Source organism: Pseudomonas sp. Z3-6, from assembly GCF_051131985.1.
GTDB lineage: Bacteria > Pseudomonadota > Gammaproteobacteria > Pseudomonadales > Pseudomonadaceae > Aquipseudomonas > Aquipseudomonas zanjanensis.
In genome coordinates, this window is the sequence record NZ_CP071644.1 from 2,170,147 (window position 1) to 2,190,799 (window position 20,653).

Consider the following 20,653-nt stretch of genomic DNA (forward strand, 5'->3'; position numbering starts at 1 on the left):
CTCTCTCGATAAGTCAGGTTCAGAGTGTCTTGCCCAGCAAGCCCATGAAGCGATCGATCTCGGCTTCGGTGTTGAGCAGCCCCGGCGCGGTGCGGACCACCGGCCCCGCATCGCGATGCACGGCGTCGGCGATCACGTGGTTTTTCATCAGGTAAGCGGCGACCTCGTCGCTGTCGCGGCCCTTGACCCGGAAGAAGGTGAAACCGGCGGACAGATCTGGGTTCAGCGGGGTGACCAGTTCGATCTGCGGCTGTGCCACCAGCTGTTTTTTCAAGTAACTGTTGAGGGCATGGATGCGCGCCTGCACTTCGGCCTTGCCCAGTTGCAGGTGCAACTTGAACGCTTCATCCGCCGCCCAGCGATGCTCGAAAGCGTGATAACCGCCCGGGGTCATGGTGGTGGAAAACGCCGTGGCTTCAGAGAACGTTGGAATGATCGGCGTGACGTACTTGAGCTCTTCGCTGCGGCTGCACACCAGGCCCGTACCGCGCGGGCCGAACATCCACTTGTGGGTGCCGGCGATGAAAAAATCGCAATTCATGGCGGGGAAACTCAGGTCCTCGACGCCGAAACCGTGCACGCCGTCCACTACATAAATGATCCGCTGCTCATCGCTGCGGCCTTGGTTGTGCTTGTCCACCAGGGCGCCGATCTTGTCGATCGGCAGCTTCACGCCGCTGCCCGAGTGCACCCAGGTCATGCCCAGCACGCGGGTTTCGGGACGGATGTTGCGGTCGATGGCCGTGAGGATCTGTTCGTGGCTGGCGTCGTGGGCGTTGTCGAACAGCTTGATCTTGCGCACCCGTGTGCCCGTCCGTTGGGTGCGCAGGTCGAGAATGGTGTGGGTCGCGTAGTGTTCGTGGACGGTGGTGAGGATTTCCTGGTCGGCCGCCACCTGGACACCGCCGTAGATCATCGACAGGCCTTCGGTGGTGCTGCCGGTGAGGGCGATCTGCGCAGGATTCGCCTGCAGGTAGCGGCCGGCCCAGGTGCGGACGTTTTCCTCGCGTTCTTCGGTGACGCCCAGGTCCCAATCCATCAACAGCCCGGGGTTGTTATCCAGGGCCGCGCGGTGTTTTTCGATGGCCTCGCGCACCGGGCTCGGGTGGGTGGTGACCAGGAAGTTGGAGAAGTGCAGGTAGTCCGGATCCTGGTTGAACAGCGAGCGCAGTTGCGCCCATTTGTCCTTGGGCAGCGGTGGCAGGGGAGCGGCGTTGGCTGTGGCGGGCAGGCTGGCGGCGAGGGGCAGGCCGGCGGCGAGAATCCCGGCGTGCTTCAGGAAGGTGCGACGCTCGTTCATGGCTGGGCCGCCTTCTGGGTCGAGGCGATGGCGGGGCGGGCGGCTTTCTGGACCTGATCCCAGACCCGCAGGAAATTGCCGCCCCACAGTTTGGCGATGTCGGCTTCCGAGTAACCGCGGGTCAGCAGTTCGGCGGTGACGTTGCGAATGTCGCCGACGTTCTCCCAGCCCTCCACACCGCCGCCTTCGTTGAAGTCCGAGCTGATGCCGACGTGGTCGATGCCGATCTTGCGTACGGTGTAGTCGATGGCGTCCCCCAGGTCCTTGAGGCTGGCCTTGGGTTCCTCTTCGAGGATGCCGTAGAGCTGGCCGGCATATTCGCCGAACTTTTGTTCCGGCCACGCGGCGATGATCGGGTCGCCGGGCATCAGCGCCATTGCCAGGTTGGGCAGTGGCGGCAAGTCGAAGCGTTCGCGCAAGGCGTTGAGTTTGTCCTGGGTCTTTTGCGTCAGTGGGCGCAGGTATTGGGAGAAACCGACGATCTGCACCACGCCGCCGCTGGCCTTGATCAGTTGCATTTCCTTGTCGCTGAGGTTACGCGGAATGTCGACCATCGCCCGTGGCGCCGAATGGGACGCCACCAGTGGGGTGCGGCTCAGTTGCGCGACTTGCTCCAGGGCTTGGGTCGACATCTGCGACACGTCGATGATCACGCCGAGGTCGTTCAAGCGCGTCACCGCCTGCTTGCCGATGTCCGACAGGCCGCCGAGGGCGTCGGGCGAGTCGTTGAAGAACGGCAGCGGACGGGAGGAGTCGGCCCAGTCGTTGTTACCGATGTAGCTGAAGCCGAACATGCGCATGCCCCGCGCCGTCCACAGGTCCAGCAAGCTCAGGTCGTGGCCGAGGGGATAGGCGTTGAGCATGCTGATGAAGATCGCGAATTTGCCTTCGCCGTGCAGGCGGCGGAAATCATCCGGGGTGTAGGCGATGGCGACCTGGTTGGGAAAGTCCCGGACCAGGCCGGTGATGATTTTGTAGCGCACTTCCTGTTGGTTGCGCGCTTCCTCGACGAAGCCGGCGGTGGGCTTGTGCGGCGCGTTGGGCCCGTTCCACAGCTCGGGCCAGCCGAACACCGTCAACGCCGCACCGGACAGCTGCCCGCGGTTGGCTTTCACCAGGTCGAACTGGCCGCTGCCGTCCTTGTCGGCTTCGTTGCCGGCGGTGCCGAAATCCAGCGGCACGGTGATGTGGCTGTCGAAGGACAGCAGGCGTTCGTGCAGCTCCCTGGCTTCGTTCATGACTTTGACCGGGTAGCCGGGGTTATCCCGCCACCAGTGGTCCCAAGCCGCGACGCCAGCACCGACGGCCAACGCCAGGGCCAGGGGCAGGCCGATGAAAAGAGCCTTTTTCGAACGAGGTGTTGTCATTGCCGATCTCAGTCAGGTTCGCCTTGGAAGGACAGGCGCGGGGCCTTTGCTATCTGGGGAGAACGAGTGATCGGGCGGGAAATTTAGGCGCTCTCGGGGCGGCCATCGCGAGCAAGCTTTGCTCCCACAGTGGAATTGCAATGCGCTCACCTGTGGGAGCAAAGCTTGCTCGCGATAGTGGCCTTGAAACCCACCCATCTCTTGCGGATGTACTCAGATCCATTGTGGGAGCGAGCCTGCTCGCGATGAGGCCCTCACAGCTGCCTATAAATTTGTCAGCCCACCCAACGTTCTAGCTTGGATAAAGCCCACCCCAGGGCGAACACAGGTAAGGCAATGACGATTTCTCGACGATGGTTCATGGCAGGCCTGGCGCTGACCGGTGCCGCCGTGCCTGCGGTGTATTACGGGCATCGCGAACTGACCCGTCCGGACCCGACCATCACCCCCGGCGAGGCCTCGTTCGACGTGGCCGACGTGGCGGGCCAGCGCCGGGCCGATACGTTGCGGGGCATCTGGACGATCCGTTTCACCGGCCGTGACGCCGGTCTCGAAGGTTTGCCGCAGGCCGATTTGCAACTATTGCTCGATATCGGCCAAAGGGGCCGTGGCCTGGTGGGCTACCTCGACAGCGCCGAACGCTTGCGCGCTACCGATGAGCCGCGTTATCGGGTGCTGGGCGACCTGGCCGGCACCGACCCGAAGCAACTGAGCTGGCGGCTGACAGGGGCTCAGCACGACGCGCCGGACTATGAATTCATCATGATCCTGGACGAAGTCTGGGCCGGTTTCGGCAATGCCGGCAGCGCCACCCTCAGCGGTCGCGTGTTGCGCCTGGACCGTCCCCTGGCGCTGCCTGAACAGGACAATCATTTCATCGCCATCAAGCAACGCTTCCCCGAGGCCCGGGAACGCACGCCGCTGAGCCCGGCGCTGCTGGCCTGGCTGGTGTCGCCCGAGCATCGGCTGTTCCACCAGCTCTGGCACGCCTCTCGGGACAAATGGCACACCCTGGACGAGGACAAGCGCAATGCCCTGCGCGGCATCGGCTGGCAGCCCGGCCCGCGGGACCAGGAGCGTGATGCCCGTGGCCCGCGCAAGGATCGCAACGGCTCCGGCGTGGATTTCTTTTTCATGCACCGGCACATGCTCGGCACGGCCCGTTCGTTCCAGCCGCTGCCGTCGTGGCCGCGCTTTCCCTTGCCGCAACCGGAGCTGGAACGCGATCGCCTTGGGTTTGCCCGCTACCTCGATAACCACGATGGTACGGCCTTGCCGCCGACCTGGTTGGCCGATGGCGACGAGCAGTACGCCCAGTGGGTCAGCGACATCAAGACCGCCGAGACCTACCACAGCAATTTCCAGGTCTGGGAATCGCGCTACCGCGACCCGCGCTACCTGTCGAAATTGACCTTGGGCCAGTTTGGCTCGGAAGTGGAATTGGGCCTGCACGACTGGCTGCACATGCGCTGGGCCTCGGTGCCGCGTGACCCTTCCAACGGCCACCCGGTGCCGTTCGCCCGCGACCCGGACGACTTCGCCGCGCGCTGGTACGCCCCGGAAAACGACTTTCTCGGTGATCCGTTTTCCTCCCACGTAAGCCCAGTGTTCTGGGCCTTCCATGGCTGGATCGACGACCGCCTCGAAGACTGGTTCCGTGCCCACGAACGTTTTCATCCGGGGGAAGTGAGCCGACTCGACGTCAACGGCGTGCCCTGGTTCGCCCCGGGCCGCTGGGTCGAAATCGCCGACCCCTGGCTCGGCCCGGACACCCACGGTTGCAGCACCACGCCGGGGCTGCAGGTTGGACGTTCGGTGGAGATGGACCCGGAAACCATGAAGCTGGCCCTGCGCATCACCTTCGGCAGCGATGACAAAAAGCTCTCTGAACTGTTCCGCCGCGTGCCGCAGCGGCCTTGGTATGCGCGCAATCTCAAATCCAAACCGGTTTAACCCCAACTTGGACTGATCGAACCTGGGTTGTGCGAATGATCGCTTTTGTGGCGAGGGAGCTTGCTCCCGCTGGGTTGCGAAGCAGCCCCAAAACCAGCCCCCTCAAAAACACCTGACCCACCGAGGTGCTAGCCATTGGGGCTGCTGCGCAGCCCAGCGGGAGCAAGCTCCCTCGCCACAGGTGTTGCTTGGCTCTGAAGAGGTGTCAGCGCGGCGCGGCGATGTCCAGGGCACGGTTCGCCAGCAGCTCACTCAGCTCGACCATCTGCTGGATGCCCAGGGCAAAACTTCGCCGTGCGCCTTCTAGATCAAAGGCCAGCTCGTTGGCCATGGCATTGACCGAGGCGAGGGTTTCGCTGAGGTTGGCCAGCAGGCATTCCAGGTCCGCACTCTCTGCAACGGTGAACAACTGGCCCGGTGGTGGCTTGGGTGTTTCAGGTTTGGGGTCGAGGTAGTAGGCGAGGGCGCGGTCAGCGGCTTCGTCGAGTTTCTTGGAATCGTCTGCGGGGGGATTGGGGGTGATCTTGAACATGGTGTAACTCCTAGTATTCATTTTCAGGAGCCGGAACCATCGCTACCAAACGATTGGGTGGCGGCCGTACGCGGGTTGGTAGACCGGAGCACTAGGAACCCGGCGCGCCCGAAGACGCCCTGCGCACGGCCACCATGACACAGACACGAGAGAGCATCTGTAGAAGGTGGCGCTTGCGCCTAGTTGACTCGCGGGCTACCAAACCCGATCGCTGACATCAGCGACCCGGAAACAGTAAAAGCCACGAGCCAAGCGCACAAGCCGGCGGATTCTGGCGTAGTTGTAGGCAATCACGCAAGGCAACGTAGCCTCGCTCGGGAGTCCTACATGGCCCGATAAACAGAGCCCAAGTCGAACACAGTTTATGAGAAGTGGAGAGTTATCTGTGGCGAGGGAGCTTGCTCCCGCTGGGCTGCGAAGCAGCCCCCAAACCAGTCCCCTCAAAACACCTGACCCACCGAGGTGCTGGCCATTGGGGCTGCTGCGCAGCCCAGCGGGAGCAAGCTCCCTCGCCACAGAAATAACCCTGGCCACCCTGTATTACTTGGCTTCGAAGGTGGGTTTGAGGCCTACATCACCCGCCAACCCCCACCCAACGCTCTGTACAACGCCACGCTCGCCTGCACCCGCGCCAATCGCAGTTGCACGTTCATGTCCTGGGCGGCGTACAGCGTGCGTTGGGTTTCCAGTACCGTGAGCAAATCTTCGGCGCCGGCCTGGTAGCGGCGTTGGGCGATATCGAAGGCGGTCTGGGCCTGGTGCAGTTCCTCGCTTTGCCATTGCCGTTGGCGGTCCAGGCCGTGGATGCCGTTCAGGGCTTTTTCGACGTCGGCGAAGCCGTTGATGATGGCGGCGCGGTAGAGCTCCAGCAGTTCCTCTTGGCGGGCGCTGGCTTTGTCCCGTTCGGCCTTCAGGCGGCCGTTGTTGAAGATCGGCGCGGCCAGGCCAGCGGTGAGGTTGTAGACGTTGTTGCGCAGCAACTGATCGGCAATGTCGGCGCCGGTGGCGAGGCTCAGGCCCAGGGTCATGGTGGGCAGCATGGCGGCTCGGGCCACGGTGATGTCGGCCTGGGCGGCGGCGAGGCGGGCTTCGGCGGCGGCGATGTCGGGGCGACGGCGCAGCAGTTCGCTGGGCACGCCGGCGTCAATGGCGGGCCAGTACAGGTGGTCGAAACTGTCGTCGTCGAGCCTGACCGACTGCACCGGTTGCCCCAGCAGCGTCGCCAGGGTGATCAACGCTTCGCGGGCTTGTTGTTGCACTTGCGGCACGCGGCGTTGCTGGGCCGCCACCAGGCTTTTTTGCTGGGACAGTTCCAGGGCCGTGGCGCTGCCGGCGTCGTAGCGGGTCTGCACCAGATCGAGTACACGCTGGGCGTTGTCCAGGTTTTGTTCGGCAATGCGCTGTTGCTCGCGCAGGGAAAACGCCTGGGTGTAGCTGTTGGCGACGCCGCTGAGCAGGGTCAACTCAACGGTCGCGCGGTCGAACTGGCTGGCCGACAACGTCTTTAATGCACTGTCCCGGGCCGCCCGTTTGCCACCCCAGAAGTCCAGCTCATAGGTGGCGCTGAGGTTGGCGTCGTAGTAATCGATGGTCCGGTTGTCTCGATCCACATCCAGTTGGCTATAGCCCTTGCCGCGCATCAACTCCTGGCGATTGCCGTTGAGCCCCGCCGTGACCGCTGGCAGCAATGGCGCGCCGGCGATCACGGCGCTGGCCTCGGCCTGGCGCACCCTGGCCATGGCGGCGGCCAGGTCGTGGCTGTCCAGGCGCGCCTGCTCGATCAAGCGATTCAATTGCGGGCTGCCGAAGTGCGTCCACCATTGCAGGTTTACCGCTTGGGCGCTGGGTGTATCGAGGCTCTGCCAGGCCTGTGGCGGTTGAATGCCGCTGTCGGGCGTCGACAATGGAGTGGCGCAGGCCGCCAGCAACAGGCTGGCGGCCAGGAGGGTCAGGTGCGCTTTCATAAAGTGGGGTTCATTCACTGGTGAGGGCCGCCACCGGGTCGAGGCGGGCGGCCTTGCGGGCAGGCATGAAGCCGAAGACAACGCCGGTGACCAGGGCGCAGCCAAAGGCGCCGAACACCGCCAGCCATTCGAAGGCCACGGCGATCTTGCCCAGCAACAGGGCGCCACCCACCAGCAGGGCCAGGCCGATACCGGCGAGCCCGCCGACCACCGAGAGCATCACCGCTTCGGTGAGGAATTGGCGCAGGATGTCCCGTTGGCGGGCGCCGGTGGCCATGCGGATACCGATCTCGCGAGTGCGTTCGCGCACGGTCATGAGCATGATGTTCATCACGCCGATGCCGCCCACCAACAGCGAAATAGCCGCGATAGCGCCGAGCATCAGCGACAGCGTGCCCTGGGTACGGGCCTCGGCCTGGATCATCGCGGCGTTGTTGGTCAGTTCGAAATCCTGCTTGCCTTCATGCAGGCGCAACAGCGTTCGGGAGACGGCTTGCTCGGCCTCCTGGACCTTGCTTGCATCCCGGGCGGCGATCACCACGTACTCGGGATGGCGGCTGCCGAACAGCCGCACACTGGCGGCGGAGTATGGGATGGCGACGCGATTGTCGGCGTCCGAATCCCCGGAGCTGGCGCCTTTTTCCGCCAGTACGCCGACTACCTGGAATGGCATGTTCTCGATCAGGATGTAACGGCCGATGGGGGCGGCGACGTCCTTGAGCAGTTTCTCCCGGACCTTGTGGCCGATCACCGCCACCGCCGCGGCGCCGCGTTCGTCGGCATCGGTAAAGTAGCTGCCCTCGGCCACTGGCCAATTGAAGATGATCGGGAAGTTCGTATCGTTGCCGCCGACGTAGCTGGTGTGGTCGAGGTTGCCGAAACGCACGCTGGCTTCGGCGCCGTTGACCGGCATGATGCGCTGCACCTCGGGCAGGGCGGCGAGAGCAGCCAGGTCGTATTCGCTGATGATGCCCTTGGTGGCGCGTGGCGAGGGCGCGCTGCCGTTGAGGTAGATGATGTTCGAACCGAAGGCGCCCATCTGCGCCATGACCTGGCGCTTGCTGCCTTCGCCCACGGCCAGCATCACCACCACCGAGGCCACGCCGATGACAATGCCGAGCAAGGTCAGGGCGGTGCGAAAGCGGTTGATCCACATCACCCGCCACGCCGCTTGCACCGCGTCCACCAATTCGCCTTTCCAGGCACCGTTGTGTTCGCTGCCGGCACTCAGGCGCTGGCGCAGGTCCACGGCCTGCAACGCCTTTGGATTGGCTGGCACCTCGTGCGGCAAAGCGGTGGCGCTGTCACTGATGATCAGCCCATCGCGGATCTCGATGATGCGCTTGGCCCGGGCCGCCACTTCGCGGTCGTGGGTTATCAGGATCACCACGTGGCCCTGGCTCGCCAGTTCGTCGAGCAAGGCCATGACCTCGATGCCGCTCTGGCTGTCGAGGGCGCCGGTGGGCTCGTCGGCGAGGATGATGTGGCCACCGTTCATCAAGGCCCGGGCAATCGACACCCGTTGCTGCTGCCCGCCGGAGAGTTGATGGGGACGGTTGCCGGTGCGGCTGGCCAGGCCAAGGCGGTCAAGCAGGGCGCTGGCCCGGGCGTGGCGCTCAGCGGCGGAAGTGCCGGCGTAGATCGCCGGCATTTCGACGTTTTCCTGGGCGGTGCCGGAGGGAATCAGGTGATAGCCCTGGAACACGAAACCGAACGCTTCGCGCCGCAGCCAGGCCAATTCATCGCTGCCCAGGTTGGCGACGTCTTCGCCCGCGAAACGGTACTCGCCGCGGGTGGGGCGGTCGAGGCAGCCAAGGATGTTCATCAAGGTGGATTTGCCGGAGCCGGACGCCCCGACAATCGCCAGGAACTCCCCGGCGTGAATGGCCAAGTCGATGCCGCGCAGCACCTCCACCCGAGGGCTGTCGCCGCCGCCATAGGCCTTGCGAATGTCCCGCAGTTCGATCAGGGGCGTATTCATTCAGCCTCCGCTGCCGCTGGCCGAGCCGATCAGCACCCGGTCGCCTTCGCTCAAGCCGTCGAGAATCTGCGTGCGCAGGCGATCGCTGACGCCCGTGCGAACGGTGCGCGGCTGGACATCGCCATTGTCGGCCAGCACCTGCACCTGATTGGCGTCTTGCAGGGCAGCGATGGGCACGGTCAGCACGTCCTTGGCTTGGGCGGCAACGAAAAACACCTGGGCGGTCATGTCGGTCATCAAGGCGCGGTCGGCGTTGTCCACGTCCAGCAACACGGTGTAGAGCACCACCCGTTCGCTGCCGCTGCGGCCACCGGTGGGGCTGCCGCCCTGGCTGGCTTCCAGCGGGCGCGGCGGCACCGGGAGGATCTGGCGCACGGTGCTGCTCCAGCGCCGGTTGCCGCCGGCCAGGGTGGTGAAGTAGGCGGTCATGCCCGGCTTGACGTGGCCGATATCGGCTTCCGACACTTCGGCCCAGACCGTCATCGGCGACAGCCGGGCGATGCGCAGGATCAACGGCGTCTGCTGCTGGGCGTTGAGGGTCTGGCCTTCCCGGGCGCCGACGGCGACCACGGTGCCGCTCATCGGCGCATAGATGCGTGTGTAGCCCAACTCGGCCTCGTCGCTGCGCAGGCTGGCCTGGGCCTGGCGGATCTGGGCCTGGAACATGTCGATGCGAGCCTGGGTCGCGCGCACTTCGGCCTGGGCGGTCTGCACGTCTTCCTCGCGGGTGGCGCCGCCGGCCTTGAGTTGCTGCTGGCGACGGAATTTCTGCTGCGCCAGGTCGTGCTGGGCGCGTTGCTCCTGAAGCTGGGCTTTGAGGTTCTCGATGGAAAAGCGCCCGGCGTCGAGCTTGGCTTTTTGCGTGGACGGGTCGATTTCCACCAGCAACTGGCCTTCATGGACCTCGTCGCCGGCTTCCACATGAATCTTCTGGATCTGCCCGGACGCCTGGGCGCCGACGTCGACATAACGCCGCGGTTGCAAGGTGCCCAGGGCAGTGACGCTGTTTTCGATATCGCCCCGGGTGACGGGGGCAGTGACCAGGGGCTCACGACTTGGCGCGACCGCTTGCCACGCGGCGAAGGCCACGGCCGGAAGCAGGGCGAAGGTGAGAAGCCAGGCGCGTCGGGTAGGGCGGGGACGTTTCATGCAGGGTTCCGGCCAGTGATATCGGGCCCGTCCGAGGAAGGGCAGGGATGGGAGGCTGTTCTGGTAAACGAGCGTTCCGGGCGGGAATTTACTGGTGTGAAACACTTGGTAGCAGGTTGGAAAAAATCAATTGCAGCGCCACAGCCCCTGTGGCGAGGGAGCTTGCTCCCGCTGGGGCGCGAAGCGGCCCTAAAACCTGAATCCCGGTTATGTCAGATTCAATGGTGTTACCTGCCTTGGGCCTGCTGCGCAGGCCAGCGGGAGCAAGCTCCCTCGCCACAAAAGCAATACCTGGCGGCGGTTGAAGTAAACGAATCAGCCTTGATACAAACCAACCCTTTAAATCTATATGAGAATTACTATAAATTACGCGATTGAATCTGCCACTATCGTGCCATGCCCTTTTCAGGCATGCCGGGTGGCACAAGGATAGCTGTCGCAGTCATTGCGCACGGGAGTCATGTTGGAAAACTACTATCGCGAGCTGGTGTGTTTCCTGAACGCCAGGCTAGGCAACCGCCAGGCGGCCGAGGATGTGGTGCATGACGCTTATGTGCGGGTGCTGGAGCGTGCCAGCGACACGCCCATCGAACAGCCGCGGGCGTTTCTCTACCGTACGGCGCTGAACCTGGTGATCGACGGGCATCGGCGCAATACCCTGCGTCAGGTCGAATCCCTGGATGTGCTGGACAGCGAAGAACGCTTCTTCACCCCATCGCCCCATATCAGCTTCGACCATGGCCAGCGCCTGGACATGCTGCAGCGTGCCCTGGCCGAGCTGCCGCCGCTATGCCGCGAGAGTTTCCTGCTGCGCAAGCTCGAAGGCCTGTCCCACCCGCAGATCGCCGAGCGCCTGGGCATTTCCCGGGCGCTGGTGGAAAAACACATCGTCAACGCCATGAAGCACTGCCGCGTTCGCGTGCGACAGTGGGACGCGCCCTGATTCGATCGTCACCGGTCACCCTGCGGTAAATTTTTTTTCATTGTCCTCGTTCCTCTCAACAGACGACTTGCCGGCGCCTCGAGCGCCGGTCAGGTTCCCCAGGCTTTTCGTGCCCTGTTGAGGGGCTTTTCCAGAGGACACTGGACATGACACAGGCAATTGCATCGCCCATCGTTCACGACTTGATCGGCATTGGCTTCGGCCCTTCGAACCTGGCGCTGGCCATCGCGCTGCAGGAGCGGGGGCCGGCCCAGGGTGAACTGGACGTGTTGTTCCTCGACAAGCAGGCCGATTACCGCTGGCACGGCAACACCCTGGTGACCCAGAGCGAGTTGCAGATTTCCTTCCTCAAGGACCTGGTGACCCTGCGCAACCCCACCAGCCCGTATTCGTTCGTCAATTACCTCAAGCACCACGGCCGCCTGGTGGATTTCATCAACCTGGGCACCTTCTACCCGTGCCGCATGGAGTTCAATGACTACCTGCGCTGGGTGGCCGGACACTTCACCGAGCAGAGCCGTTATGGCGAGGAAGTGCTGCGCATCGAACCGGTGCTGCATAACCAGCAGGTCGAAGCGCTGCGAGTGATTTCCCGCGATGCCCAGGGTGAAGAGTTGATCCGCACCACCCGCTCTCTGGTGGTCAGTGCCGGCGGTACCGCGCGCATCCCCGAGGCGTTCAAGGCGTTCAGGGATGATGCGCGGGTGTTCCACCATTCCCAGTACCTGGAGCGCATGGCGAGCCAGCCGTGCGGGAAGGGCCAGCCGATGAACATCGCCATTATCGGCGGCGGGCAGAGCGCGGCGGAGGCCTTTATCGACCTCAACGACAGCTTCCCTTCGGTACAGGTCGACATGATCCTGCGCGGCTCGGCCCTCAAACCGGCGGATGACAGCCCGTTCGTCAACGAAGTGTTCTCTCCGGAATTCACCGACCTGGTGTTCCAGCAACCCCACAGCGAGCGCGAGCGGTTGGTCAACGAGTACCACAACACCAACTATTCGGTAGTGGACATCGATTTGATCGAACGCATCTACGGGATTTTTTACCGCCAGAAAGTCTCCGGCATCGCCCGTCATGCGTTCCGCACCCTCACCACGATTGAGAAAGCCACGGCCACCGACGCGGGCGTGGAACTGGCGGTGCGCAACAACGCCACGGGCGAGCTGACGGTGCGCCGTTATGACACCGTGGTCTTGGCCACCGGTTACGAGCGGCAGATGCACCGCACCCTGCTGGAGCCGCTGGCGCAGTACCTGGGGAATTTCGAGGTGGATCGCAACTACAAGCTGATCACCGACGAGCGCTGCAAGGCGGCGATCTACATGCAGGGCTTCTGCCAGGCCAGCCATGGCCTGAGCGACACCCTGTTATCGATCCTGCCGGTGCGTGCCGATGAAATTGCCGGCTCGCTGTATGAACATGGGAACAATCGTGGGCAGGCGCGTCCGGTGCGCGATCGGTTGCTCGCCGCTGTGTAGGCCAGACCTGCGCCAAGTGTCAATCAATGCAAAACCCCCTGTGGGGGCGGGCTTGCTCGCGAAGGCGGTGTGACAGTTGGCATCAATGTCACTGACCCACTGCCTTCGCGAGCAAGCCCGCTCCCACAGGTCATAGGTTTGGCCCTGAAGGGGGCGACCTGGGTCACTCGCAGGAAATTTTTCAGAAACTTCCTACACTCATGTCATGCGTCTGTTCGACAGGCGCATCGACGGTTCGCTGTTCCCTCGTATTGGCAGTCTGAACCCCCAACCGGTCACCCTGACTGAAGTCGGTGGTTTCCGGGCCGACTACGCCATGCGAAACACCTCGAACAGATGAAGCTCCTTCTACGCACGGGCCTGGTGGCGCTGCTGGGCTCATTGAGTATGGCGCCACAGGTGGGCGCGGCGCCTGAGTCGTTGCAGGTGCTCGGGCGCTCCCATGTGGATGATTATTCGGTGTCCCTCGCCGCCGCCGACTGGGGCTGGTTGCGCCAGAAGGGCACGTTGCTGCTGGGCGCCTCGGCGCCGGACTATGCGCCTTTCAGCATCACCGGCAATGGCCGCGACTACGAAGGCCTGACCGCGGACTACGCACAATTGCTGGGGCAACTCCTGCACATCAAGGTGCAGGTCCAGCGCTACCCGTCCCGTGCCGAATCGCTCCAGGCCCTGCGCGGCGGTGAGATCGACCTGCTCGGCACCGCCAATGGCTTCGAAGCCGCCGATCCGGACCTGGCGATGTCCCAGGCCTATGCCGATGACCTGCCCACCCTCGTGGCCCGCATCGACGACAGCCAGGATTTGCCCACGGACCTGGCCGGCAAGCGCGTGGCGATGCTCTATCACTACTTGCCGCCGGAGACGGTCGAGGCGTTTTATCCCGACGCTGCCTTTCAATTGTTCCCCTCGACCTTGGGCGCCATCGGAGCCGTGGCGTTCGGTCAGGCCGACGTCTACCTGGGAGACTCGATCAGTTCCAACTACCTCATCAGCAAGAATTACCTGAACAACGTCCAACTGGCCGATTTCTCGCGCCTGGAGGTGCAGCCGTTCGCCTTTGCGGTCAGCCGCGACAATGCGCGGATGCTGCGCATCGTCAACGCCGCGCTGCAAGCCATTCCTGCCAGCGAACGCATGATCATCCTGCGGCGCTGGAGCGCTGGCGGGGCGAGCATGCCGAGGCAGCAGGCCTTGCATTTCAGCGTCAAGGAACAGCGTTGGCTAGACGCCCATCCGCGGATCAAGGTGGCGGTCAACGAAAACTTCCTGCCGCTGACGTTCTTCGATGAACAAGACCATTTGCGCGGTATCGGCGCCGATGTGCTGGCCCGGATCAGCTTGCGCACCGGTTTGAAATTCGATGTGCAGCGGGGCGATTCGGTTGACGATTTGATCGGCCAGATCAAGAGCGGCAAGGCCGACGTCTTGGCCACCGCCATCCCCAGCGCCGAACTCGAAGATGAGTTGCGTTTTACCCGACCCTACCTGGCGAACCCGTTCGTGCTGGTGGTGCCGCTCAAGGCCAAGGCGCTGACCCTGGACCAGATGGCCGGCAAGCGCCTGGCGCTGGTGCGTGGCAACGTGCTGCGCGAATTCCTGCTGGAGCAGTTCCCCCGGGTGCAGTTGGTGGCGGCGCAGAACGCGGCCGACGCCATGGCCATGGTCGCCGCCGGCACGGCGGATGCGGCGATCAATCCGCTGATCAGTGCCCGCTACATGATCTCCCGCCAGTACCGCGACACCCTGCAAGTCACCAGTACCGTGGGCACCTTGCCCGCGTACGTTGCCCTGGCGACGAACCGGGACGCCTTGGCGCTTCATTCGATCCTGGACAAGGCGCTGTTGAGCATTTCGCCCGAGGAAATGGACGAGCTGACCAACCGCTGGCGCAGTGAAGTGGTGATCGACAACAGTTATTGGCTGCGCAACCGCACCACGATTCTGCGAGGGTTTACCGTTGCTGCGTTGCTGTTGCTGGTGGCCTTTGGCTGGGGCGTTTATCTGCGGCGGCTGCTGGAACAGTTGCGCGTGGCCAAGGAAAGCGCCGACGAAGCCAATCGGGCCAAGACCACCTTCGTGGCGACCATGAGCCATGAGATCCGCACGCCGATGAATGCGGTGATCGGCCTGCTGGAGCTGGCCCTGAAAAAAGCCGACCAGGGCGTCGTGGACCGCTTCGCCATCGAAGTCGCGTCGGGCGCCGCCCATGGCATGCTGGACTTGATCGGCGACATCCTCGACATCGCCCGAATCGAGTCGGGCAAGCTGTCGCTGGCGCCGCAACGGGCCAATCTACGCGGGTTGATCGAGTCGGTGGCGCGGATCTTCGAGGGCCTGGCCTGGCAGAAACACTTGCGTTTGCACTGGGTACTGGATGCTACGGTCGATTGCGACGTGTTGGTCGATCCGTTGCGTTTCAAGCAGGTCGTCTCGAACCTGCTGAGCAACGCCATCAAGTTCACCGACCAAGGCGAAGTGCGCCTGAGTGTGCGCGGCGAGTTGAACCCTGAGCACAAGCACTTGGGCATTTGCCTGCGGGTCGAGGACACCGGTTGCGGTATTTCCCCCGAGGACCAGCGCCGTCTGTTCAGCCCCTTTACCCAGGCCGGCCATCACCCCCAGTCGGCCCGCAGCGGTTCCGGGTTGGGGTTGGTCATCAGCCGCACGTTATGCGAAATGATGGGCGGCACCCTGGCATTACACAGCGTGCCAGGGGAGGGCACGCAGGTCGAAGTCTTGCTGGAGTTGCCCATGCTCGACGCGCTGTCGACGCTGCCGCCCAGCCAGGACGAGGCGCCGCCGGCGGTCCGGGCGCTGAGTATCCTGGTGGTCGACGACTACCCGGCCAACCGCTTGCTGCTGTCTCAGCAACTGGGCTACCTGGGTCATCGTGTCCAGGAGGCACAGAACGGTATCGACGGCCTGCAGGCTTGGCGCAGCGAACATTTCGATGTGGTCATCACCGACTGCAACATGCCCTTGATGAGCGGCTACGAACTGGCCCGGGCCATTCGCGACGAAGAGCGCGAGCGCAATTTGTCGCCCGTGGTGATCCTGGGGTTCACGGCCAACGCCCAGCCTGAGGAAAAGCAGCGCTGCGCCGAAGCCGGGATGGACGATTGCCTGTTCAAGCCCATCGGCCTCAGGGAGCTCAATGCGTGCCTGGCCTCGGTCACGCCGGATGCACTGGCGCCCCGGCCCCGCGATGGCATCGACTTGGCCGGCCTGGAACAACTGACCGGCAGCGACACGAGCGCCATGAAGGCGTTGTTGGAAGAACTGGTCAGCAGCAATGCCGAAGATCTCGTGCGACTGCTGCACTTGGCCACCCGACAAGACTTGCCGGGCCTGGCGGACCTGGCGCACCGGATCAAGGGCGGGGCGCGGATCATCCAGGCGCAACGCCTGATTGCTGCCTGCGAGGCGCTGGAAGAGGCTTGCCGAGAAGGCAACGTGTCGCTGCTCACCGAAGCCGTGGAAAACCTACGCCAAGCCATCGACCACCTGGCCGAACAACTGAAAACCTACATGGAAGGGGTAAAAACTGAGTAGGAGCTGTAGGAACTGTAGGAGCCGTAGGAGCTGACGAGTGCAACGAGGCTGCGATCTTTCCCCTGACACTTGAGTCCCAAGCGAAAGATCAAAAGATCGCAGGCTTCGCCAGCTCCTACAGAATCCGAGCAAAAAGATAAATGTCTTCGCCACAAGGGCTTCGTCTGGCTTCATTTTAGGAATAGTCCTACATCGCCCTTCAAACGCTTCCTCTAGCCTGAGCGCCCTTAATGTTCTTGAGCCGGTGCCTACCTGGCGCGTTGCTATTGGAAAGCTTGCCATGCCGAACAAAGCACTTCGTATCCTGATTGCCGATACCCAACACACCCATCGAATCGTGCTGGAACGTCTGTTCAATCAACAAGGCTACTTCCGGATTGTCCCCGTGAGCCATTTGCAAGAGTTGCTGACGCTGGTGGAGTACGGCAGCGAGCCGTTCGACCTGATTGTCGTCAACGCGCAGTTGGCAGGCGAGGCGCTGGATTTGCACGATTTTGTTGTCTATAACCCACAGGTTCGCCACGGGATGCTTTACAACGCGCAATCGGCCAGTCAGTCGCCGGTGCCTGTCGCGCGTCGATCGAACCTGCATCTGAGCCCGGCGCCACTGCCGGACCTGGCTTCGCTGCGGCGTTTGATGGAGCGGGTTGATCCTCAGGTCCATGAGCCGTTGCAGGCGTGGGCGCGCGCCCTCAGGCAGGGTCATGGACACTGAACCCGACCGTCGGTCCGCACTGTCAGGTCTGACAGGTGGCAAGGCCAGGCACTTGTGCAAGAGTCCGGTGCGGTCATGGCGCCGGTGCCGTTTGTATTGTTTTGGGGAGTTGCCTTGAAAGACGTGTTGATCGTGGATGACCACCCTGTCATACGAGGGGCGCTGCGGCTCATTTGCCAGAATGAGGCATTCACCCACATCCGGGACGCCAGCGGGGCGGCCGATGCCAGGGCCATCATCAAGGAGGGCGCGCCGGACCTGGTGATCCTGGACCTGGTGATGAACGGTTTCGATGGCCTCGACCTGCTGGTCTGGATCATGGCCCAGTTTCCTGAATGCAGCGTGTTGGTGTTCACCTCCCAGGACGCTCAGCACTTCTGCAACCGCTGCATCTCGGCCGGGGCCCGGGGGTTTGTGACCAAGAAAAGCGACTTGAAGGAGCTGACCAAGGCCATCCAGGCGTTGAAGTCCGGTTATGCCTATTTTCCCCAGACATCCGTCCGGCTGGATTTCCAACAACGCAGTGAACAGCAGGCCCTGGAAAGCCTTTCCACCCGAGAACTGTCCATCTTGCGCATGCTGGCCATGGGCATGCGTGGCAAGGACATCGCCGAAAGCCTGTTCTTGAGCCCGAAAACCGTCAGCACCTACAAGACGCGCCTGTTGGAAAAACTCGGCTTGCAATCCCTGGTGGGGCTATCGGAGTTTGCCAAGCGCAATCACCTTTGAATGAGTGACACCGAAACCTGTGGGAGCGGGCTTGCTCGCGAATGCGGTGTGTCAGCAAGCATTTACTTCACTGACACTCCGCATTCGCGAGCAAGCCCGCTCCCACAAGGGGAACTGTGGGGACATTGTAGTTTTTCCAGATGCTTAATCGTTCTCTGGATAGAACGCTATAGTCGGTTTTTGCCGTCTAGTGCTTCAAGGGTGTCGGTTTTAAGCTATCTCCATCGAGTTGCAACACCTGATTTGGAGACACGGCATGAAAAACATCATCGGCCTCTACACCAGCCCGCGGCCCCATTGGGTCGGCGATGGCTTCCAGGTGCGCACGCTGTTTTCCTACGACAACCTGGGCAAGCACATCAGCCCGTTCCTGCTGCTGGACCACGCCGCCCCCACCGAATTCACGCCCACCACCGAGCGGCGTGGCGTCGGCCAGCACCCGCATCGTGGGTTCGAAACCGTGACCATCGTCTACCAGGGCGAACTGGAGCACCGTGATTCCACCGGCAGCGGCGGCAAGATCGGTCCCGGCGACGTGCAATGGATGACTGCCGCTTCCGGCATCATCCACGAAGAGTTCCACTCCGAAGCCTTCGCCCGGCAGGGCGGCTTCATGGAAATGGTCCAGCTGTGGGTCAACCTGCCCGCCAAGGACAAAATGGCCCCGGCCGGCTACCAAACGATCCTCAAGGGCGACATTCCGAACATTGCCCTGAAGGACAACGCCGGCAGCCTGCGCCTGATCGCCGGGCGCTTCGAAGGGCATCAAGGCCCGGCACGGACCTTCACGCCCATCGACGTCTGGGACATTCGCTTGAATGCCGATAAGAACCTCACCCTTGACCTGCACGAAGGGCACAACACCGCCCTGGTGCTGCTGCGGGGCTCGGTCCAGGCCAATGGCCGCGAACGGATCGAGGCCGGACAGATGGCCCTGTTCGACCGGGCCGGCGACCAATTAAGCCTGCAAGCCAATAATGACGCGGTGGTGCTACTGCTCAGTGGCGAGCCGATCGACGAGCCCATCGTCGGCCATGGTCCGTTCGTGATGAACAGTGAACAGGAAATCCACCAGGCCTTCGAGGATTTCCATTCCGGACGCTTTGGCCGGATGCAAGACTGACGCTAGCCACGCAGGGCCAATGTGGGAGCGGGCTTGCTCGCGAAGGCGGTGTGTCAGTGAAGTAAATGTCTGCTGACACACCGCCTTCGCGAGCAAGCCCGCTCCCACAGGAGTCTTGTGGGGGATCTCTACAGCGTCTTCAATCTGTGCCAATCTTCGCCAATCGCCCTCCTGGAGCTGTTCCGATGCTGTTTCTGATCTCCGAGCACCCGTTGCTCTGTGCCCTGGCACTGCTGGTGTTCGACTTGTTGATGTGGCACTTGGTCAGTGCGGATCGGATCTATTGGAAAGTCGGTGCAAGGCTGGTGATTTTTTCGCTGTTCAGCGTGCTGCTGTTCAACGAAGGCCTCAACCCCATGGTGCCGGCGCAGTGGGTCGACGATGTGCCTCGGCACCTGGCGGCGACCGGTTTGCAGATCACCTGGTGGCTGTTCGCCGCGCGAACCCTGACCGTGCTGATCGTGGCGGCGTTGATGCAACGGGTCGGCCACACCGGGCGCTTGTTGCAGGATTTGCTCGGCGCGGTGATTTTCCTCATCGCCGTCATCGCGGCACTTGCCTATGTGCTGGATCTGCCGGTCAAGGGCGTGCTGGCGACGTCCGGCGCAATGGCGATCATCGTTGGCCTGGCCTTGCAGAGCACACTCAGCGACGTGTTTTCCGGCATCGTGCTCAATACCACCAAGCCCTACCAGGTCGATGATTGGATTTCCATCGATGGCACCGAAGGCCGGGTCACCGACATCGACTGGCGTGCCACGCGATTGCAAACCTCCCAAGGCAGCATGGCGGTGATCCCCAACTCGCTGGCGGCGAAAGCCAAGATCGTCAACTTCAGCCGACCCAGCGACATGCATGGCTTGGCCATCAGTCTCCAGGTCAGCCCCCATGCGCGTCCGCAAAAGGTGATCGACGCGTTGGAGCGGGCAATGATCGGTTGTCGTGCGCTGCTTGCCACTCCGGCGCCCTGTGTCACGCTCAAAAGCACCGGTAGCGGCGGGGCGGAATACGAGATCAGCGGATTCGTGGCGTCGATGGGGCAGAAGCGGGAGGTGCGCAATCAACTATTCGACCTGGCGTTCCGGCATTTGCAAGCGTCGGGCGTGAGTCTGTTGTCCACCAGCGAAAGCACGGCCTCCATCGGCGTGTCGCGCCCTCGGGCGCTGCTGGAAAGCTCGAGCATTTTTTCGACGCTACGCCCGGACGAAAAAGATGTTTTCAGCCAGAACATGACATTACAAAGCTTCCGCGCCGGCGATGTGATCCTGGCGGCGGGAGAGGTCAGCGATCATCTGTTCATCATTGAATCCGGGGTGGTCAGCGTGACCCTCATGCGCAACGGCCAGCCACTCGAGGGCGGGCGCATGGGGCCAGGGGAGGTGATCGGCGAAGCCGGGATCGTCGCCGAGCAGGCGGCGCTGGCTAATTTTAACGCCAAGACCTTCTGCACTCTTTACCGCATCGAGAACAGCTACCTCAAGCCGTGCCTCGAAGCCCGCCGCGACATCAACGACGCGATGAAAAACCTGCTGGACGTGCGCATGCACCTGGCCCAGAACCTGACCCGCGAAGCCCCCAAGCCGATCGCCAAGAAGCGCTTTTTGCAATGGTTGCGTAGCCGGGCCTGAAGCACTCTCGAACGCTCACGGCCCCCTGTGGCGAGGGAGCTTGCTCCCGCTGGGTGGCGCAGCCGCCCCAAATGACCTGACACCGTTTCCCTGTCGGACCGTGTCGGCTGGGTTACGACTGCTTCGCAGCCGAGCGGGAGCAAGCTCCCTCGCCACAAAGGCTTGCGTCCATTTCCAGGTTGAGCCTCGGCCTTCATTGGCCACCCGAACTTCCCAACAATTGGCTATTTGTA

The 20,653-nt window shown here is 63.0% G+C and carries 14 protein-coding genes; 8 read left to right on the top strand and 6 right to left on the bottom strand.

Annotated elements, in window-relative coordinates:
- Positions 1 to 19: 19 nt before the first annotated feature.
- Both pvdN and pvdM read right to left on the bottom strand, forming a co-directional pair.
- Positions 20 to 1,300, bottom strand: coding sequence for a pyoverdine-tailoring periplasmic protein PvdN (gene pvdN, locus J3P88_RS09800; protein WP_434574927.1), 1,281 nt, complete (start codon positions 1,298 to 1,300; stop codon positions 20 to 22).
- A complete protein-coding gene (pvdM, locus tag J3P88_RS09805) occupies positions 1,297 to 2,667 on the bottom strand; it encodes a pyoverdine-tailoring dipeptidase-like protein PvdM (RefSeq protein ID WP_434574928.1) in 1,371 nt (456 codons plus the stop codon). Before pvdM ends, pvdN begins: the two co-directional genes overlap by 4 nt.
- Positions 2,668 to 3,003: 336 nt before the next feature.
- On the opposite strand from pvdM, the gene pvdP reads away from it, so the two are divergent.
- Entirely contained in the window at positions 3,004 to 4,620 is a 1,617-nt protein-coding gene (gene pvdP, locus J3P88_RS09810) for a pyoverdine maturation tyrosinase PvdP (protein WP_434574929.1), read from the top strand.
- A gap of 205 nt (positions 4,621 to 4,825) precedes the next feature.
- On the opposite strand, the gene J3P88_RS09815 is transcribed toward pvdP, so the two are convergent.
- From J3P88_RS09815 to J3P88_RS09830, 4 genes are all read right to left on the bottom strand, one after another.
- On the bottom strand, positions 4,826 to 5,152 hold the full coding sequence (locus tag J3P88_RS09815; protein ID WP_186708679.1) for a DUF6124 family protein: 327 nt from the start codon (positions 5,150 to 5,152) through the stop codon (positions 4,826 to 4,828).
- 569 nt (positions 5,153 to 5,721) lie between these two features.
- Positions 5,722 to 7,116, bottom strand: a complete 1,395-nt coding sequence (locus J3P88_RS09820) for an efflux transporter outer membrane subunit (RefSeq protein ID WP_434574931.1) — start codon at positions 7,114 to 7,116, stop codon at positions 5,722 to 5,724.
- Positions 7,117 to 7,126: 10 nt separating this feature from the next.
- Complete coding sequence (locus tag J3P88_RS09825; protein WP_434574932.1) at positions 7,127 to 9,097, bottom strand: MacB family efflux pump subunit; 1,971 nt, start codon at positions 9,095 to 9,097, stop codon at positions 7,127 to 7,129.
- On the bottom strand, positions 9,098 to 10,246 hold the full coding sequence (locus J3P88_RS09830; RefSeq protein WP_434574933.1) for an efflux RND transporter periplasmic adaptor subunit: 1,149 nt from the start codon (positions 10,244 to 10,246) through the stop codon (positions 9,098 to 9,100). It abuts the gene before it with no gap.
- A 460-nt stretch (positions 10,247 to 10,706) separates the two neighbouring features.
- Between J3P88_RS09830 and J3P88_RS09835 the strand changes: the two genes are divergently transcribed.
- The 7 genes from J3P88_RS09835 to J3P88_RS09865 all read left to right on the top strand — a co-directional run bounded on the left by J3P88_RS09835 (position 10,707) and on the right by J3P88_RS09865 (position 20,420).
- A complete protein-coding gene (locus J3P88_RS09835) occupies positions 10,707 to 11,189 on the top strand; it encodes a sigma-70 family RNA polymerase sigma factor (protein WP_186708687.1) in 483 nt (160 codons plus the stop codon).
- 146 nt (positions 11,190 to 11,335) lie between these two features.
- Positions 11,336 to 12,670, top strand: a complete 1,335-nt coding sequence (locus J3P88_RS09840) for a lysine N(6)-hydroxylase/L-ornithine N(5)-oxygenase family protein (protein WP_434574935.1) — start codon at positions 11,336 to 11,338, stop codon at positions 12,668 to 12,670.
- A gap of 336 nt (positions 12,671 to 13,006) precedes the next feature.
- Positions 13,007 to 16,225 carry an ATP-binding protein gene (locus J3P88_RS09845; protein ID WP_434574937.1) on the top strand — a complete coding sequence of 1,073 codons (3,219 nt, stop codon included), beginning with the start codon at positions 13,007 to 13,009 and terminating at the stop codon, positions 16,223 to 16,225.
- Between the two features lie 280 nt (positions 16,226 to 16,505).
- Complete coding sequence (locus J3P88_RS09850) at positions 16,506 to 16,940, top strand: response regulator (RefSeq protein ID WP_434574939.1); 435 nt, start codon at positions 16,506 to 16,508, stop codon at positions 16,938 to 16,940.
- Between the two features lie 114 nt (positions 16,941 to 17,054).
- Positions 17,055 to 17,669 carry a response regulator transcription factor gene (locus J3P88_RS09855; protein WP_225917599.1) on the top strand — a complete coding sequence of 205 codons (615 nt, stop codon included), beginning with the start codon at positions 17,055 to 17,057 and terminating at the stop codon, positions 17,667 to 17,669.
- 256 nt (positions 17,670 to 17,925) lie between these two features.
- Positions 17,926 to 18,792 carry a pirin family protein gene (locus tag J3P88_RS09860; protein WP_434574941.1) on the top strand — a complete coding sequence of 289 codons (867 nt, stop codon included), beginning with the start codon at positions 17,926 to 17,928 and terminating at the stop codon, positions 18,790 to 18,792.
- 185 nt (positions 18,793 to 18,977) lie between these two features.
- Entirely contained in the window at positions 18,978 to 20,420 is a 1,443-nt protein-coding gene (locus tag J3P88_RS09865) for a mechanosensitive ion channel family protein (RefSeq protein ID WP_186708697.1), read from the top strand.
- The last annotated feature ends 233 nt before the right edge of the window (positions 20,421 to 20,653 follow it).